Origin of the sequence: Nostoc sp. CHAB 5715 (assembly GCF_020829685.1) — a bacterium.
Classification (GTDB): Bacteria; Cyanobacteriota; Cyanobacteriia; order Cyanobacteriales; family Nostocaceae; genus Nostoc.
Map to the genome: position 1 here is coordinate 1 of NZ_JAIVFR010000812.1, position 3,512 is coordinate 3,512.

The 3,512-nt window shown below is 46.5% G+C and carries 3 protein-coding genes and 1 pseudogene; 2 read left to right on the plus strand and 2 right to left on the minus strand.

Features of this window, described 5'->3' with window-relative positions; translation table 11 throughout:
- Positions 1-364, minus strand: a pseudogene (locus LC574_RS31715) (CorA family divalent cation transporter); the annotation flags it as partial.
- On the opposite strand from LC574_RS31715, the gene LC574_RS31720 reads away from it, so the two are divergent.
- Positions 365-661, plus strand: a complete 297-nt coding sequence (locus LC574_RS31720; RefSeq protein WP_229457537.1) for a hypothetical protein — start codon at positions 365-367, stop codon at positions 659-661.
- Between the two features lie 3 nt (positions 662-664).
- On the opposite strand, the gene groL is transcribed toward LC574_RS31720, so the two are convergent.
- Positions 665-2,359, minus strand: a complete 1,695-nt coding sequence (gene groL / locus LC574_RS31725) for a chaperonin GroEL (protein WP_229457538.1) — start codon at positions 2,357-2,359, stop codon at positions 665-667.
- A 158-nt stretch (positions 2,360-2,517) separates the two neighbouring features.
- Here groL and LC574_RS31730 point away from each other — a divergent pair, with 158 nt between their 5' ends.
- On the plus strand, positions 2,518-3,456 hold the full coding sequence (locus tag LC574_RS31730; protein WP_229457539.1) for an MraY family glycosyltransferase: 939 nt from the start codon (positions 2,518-2,520) through the stop codon (positions 3,454-3,456).
- Positions 3,457-3,512: the final 56 nt, after the last annotated feature.

The window sequence follows — 3,512 nt, forward strand, 5'->3', positions numbered from 1 at the left end:
TACTACCATCTCGAATCAAAGAATTAATTGCATCTCGTTGGGGCCAAATAGCACGACGCAGTTGCAGTAATTCTCGCCTAATTTGATAAATATTTTGTAGTGTTTGCGGCGTAGGTCTGACTAATACTTCCTCTTCTAATTCTTCGATTCGATCCCCATAAATCTCCAGCACGGGAAAAAAGCCATCAATAATCGCATCTAACAGAGCGTAAGCTAAATAATCGGCTTTCTGTTTGCGGATGATACCTTTGCTTTTTTCAATCCGCGATCGCACTCCTTCAAAACAATCATGTTCTGGTTCTTCCTGTACTGTAAGCAAATAATTTTTCCCCAATATCAAACTTACTTGCTCACTGTAAAAACCTTGGATGCGTTAGAAATCTGTAGAGTGAACCCGCTCCTACTTTTTTTTCACTCAGGACTTAGTAAGGTTAAGGCAAAAATTGCTACAGGGCAAGCAGAAGTTCTTACAGGAAAAGTGGAAGCTGCTACAGACTGCGCGATACACGGAAATGTTAAAGCGGAAGCTCTTACAGGGAAAGCAGAAGCTGCTACGGACTGCGCGATACACTTCATATTGCCTCTGAATCAGCAATGCTACAAAAAAACAGTTTGCCTTGGCAAGACAAACTGCTTAAAAAATATTTATCTGGGTGAGTAGAAGTTAGAACATGCCCATGCCGCCCATGCCGCCCATGCCACCCATGCCACCCATGCCGCCCATACCGCCCATATCAGGGGCAGCTGCTGCGGATTTCTTCTCCGGCTTTTCAACAACGATCGCTTCGGTAGTTAAGACCAAACCAGCAATGGAACCAGCGTTTTGCAAAGCTGAACGCACGACTTTGGCAGGGTCGATAATACCAGCAGCGATCAAGTCTTCAAATTCGCCAGTAGCGGCGTTGTAGCCAATGTTGAAGTCGGTATCCCGGACTCTAGAGACGATCACAGAACCTTCAGCACCAGCGTTCTCTGCTATTTGGCGCAAGGGAGCTTCTAGCGCTCGTCTAACAATATCAGCCCCAATTTTTTCTTCCTCATCCTCTAAGGTGTTTATAATCGCCTCTACCGTCTTAGCTAAGTGAATTAAGGTTGTCCCACCACCAGGAACAATACCTTCTTCCACAGCCGCTTTAGTAGCGTTCAGCGCGTCTTCAATCCGCAGTTTGCGGTCTTTGAGTTCGGTTTCGGTTGCCGCACCCACTTTAATCACTGCCACACCGCCAGCAAGCTTGGCGATGCGTTCTTGCAGTTTTTCTTTATCGTAGTCAGAATCGGTTTCTTCCAACTGTCTGCGAATTTGACCAATCCGCTTTTGTACTTCTGGCTTGGTGACACTGCCAGCTACAATTGTGGTGCTTTCTTTGTCAATGGTGATTTTGCGGGCAGTTCCCAGTGCTTCTAGAGAAGCGGTATCTAGACTTAAGCCGATTTCTTCAGAAATCAACTGTCCATCGGTGAGAATAGCAATATCTTCTAACAAAGCTTTGCGGCGATCGCCAAACCCAGGTGCTTTAATTGCAGCTACAGCAAGTACACCCCGCGCTTTGTTCACTACCAAAGTTGCCAAAGCATCACCTTCGACATCTTCAGCAATGATCAGCAAGGGCTGACCGGAACGGGCGACTTTTTCCAACACCGACACTAAATCCTGGATGCTGCTGATTTTTTTGTCAGTAACCAAGATCCGGGCGTTTTCAAATTCCACGATTTGCCGTTCGTTGTTGGTGACGAAGTAGGGAGAAATATAACCCCTATCAATCTGCATCCCCTCAACTACTTCTAGTTCGGTGGTTAGGGATTTGGATTCTTCAACGGTAATTACACCATCTTTGGTGACTTTTTCCATTGCTTGGGCTAGCATATCGCCAACTTCTTCATCGTTCCCAGCAGAGACAGTAGCAACTTGAGCGATGCCTGCGGCGGGCGATGCCAACGCACTTCCTTCTACTGGCTTGGCTATCCTGGCAATTTCTTGTACCAGTGCCTCAACAGTTTTGTCGATCCCGCGCTTCAAGCTAACTGGGTTACTACCCGCCGCGACGTTCTTCAAACCTTCCCGAATCAAGGCTTGTGCCAAAACTGTGGCAGTGGTTGTACCATCCCCAGCGACATCTTTAGTTTTTGAGGCTACTTCCTGGATGAGTCTTGCACCTGTATTTTCCAAAGGATCTTCTAATTCAATTTCCTTGGCAACAGTGATACCATCGTTGACAATTTGAGGTGCGCCAAATTTTTTCTCTAAAAGGACATTGCGACCTTTGGGCCCCAAGGTGATTTTTACGGCATCGGCAAGGGCGTTAACACCCCTTTCTAGAGATCGCCGCGATTCCTCGTCAAATGCAATAATTTTCGCCATGTTTTATTTTTCCAGCGCTTCCATTAGACAATTTAGCACTCACAGCGCCAGAGTGCTAATCTCTCAAGCGGCTCAAGTTACAAATGGAAATAAAAAAAATTGATTAATATACAGGTGATGCTCATATTACATACAGGCAGTAATGCTTGAATTGGGAGATGAATCTAGACAACTCCCTTAAGTCCCTCGGTATTGCCGACCCTAGCGGCACCGGCTGGTTGGCGGTAGTATTTACGTTTCTCTTGGCTTGGCTTGTAACGTGGCGTTTAATTCCGACAGTACGCAAATTCGCCTTGCGGGTAGGTTGGGCTGACCAACCCAACGCACGGCGGCTCAACCGAGAACCTTTACCCAATGCAGGGGGGCTGGCTATCTACGCGGGTGTGATTGCTGCACTGGTATTAGCTAGCCTTTTACGACCTATCGAACTCCAAAACGTATTGGCTCAGGTGCTCACTATCCTCTTGGGGGGTTCGATTTTAGTCCTTGTGGGTTTTATCGACGATCAGTTCGGCTTACCGCCCTCTGTTCGTTTGTGGGCGCAAATTCTCACGGCACTTTTGCTGGTAGCCAATGGCATCAGCGTCAAAGTCCTGTTTGGCACTCCCATCGACTCGCTCCTGTCCATGTTGCTAACAGTACTATGGGTAGTAGGAATTACCAACGCCATCAACTTGATGGATGGTATGGATGGTTTAGCGGGAGGAATCAGCTTTATTACCGCCATGAGTTTGTTGGGCGTTGCAGCCCAGTTTAACAATCGTGCAGCAGCAATCTTAGTATTAGCAGCCTTGGCAGGTGCTGCACTGGGCTTTTTACGTCACAACTTTCACCCCTCGCGGATCATTATGGGTGATGCCGGAGCATATTTTTTTGGCTATGTATTAGCGGCAACTAGTATTTTAGGTAGACTGCAACAAAACACAGTTTATGCGCTAATTCCCACGGTTTTATTTCTGTTGTTGCCAGTGCTAGATACGACTCAAGTATTTGTACGTCGGTTACTAGCACTGGCAACAACAGAAATAAAACCGTGGGAATTAGCGCATAGAATGAACTTGATGATTCATTTTTTCATCAGTTCGGCTCACTTCTAAGTGTACAGCAACTCTTGTAGTGCCGTTATGTTCAGTTTTGAAAAGCTTGATATCAC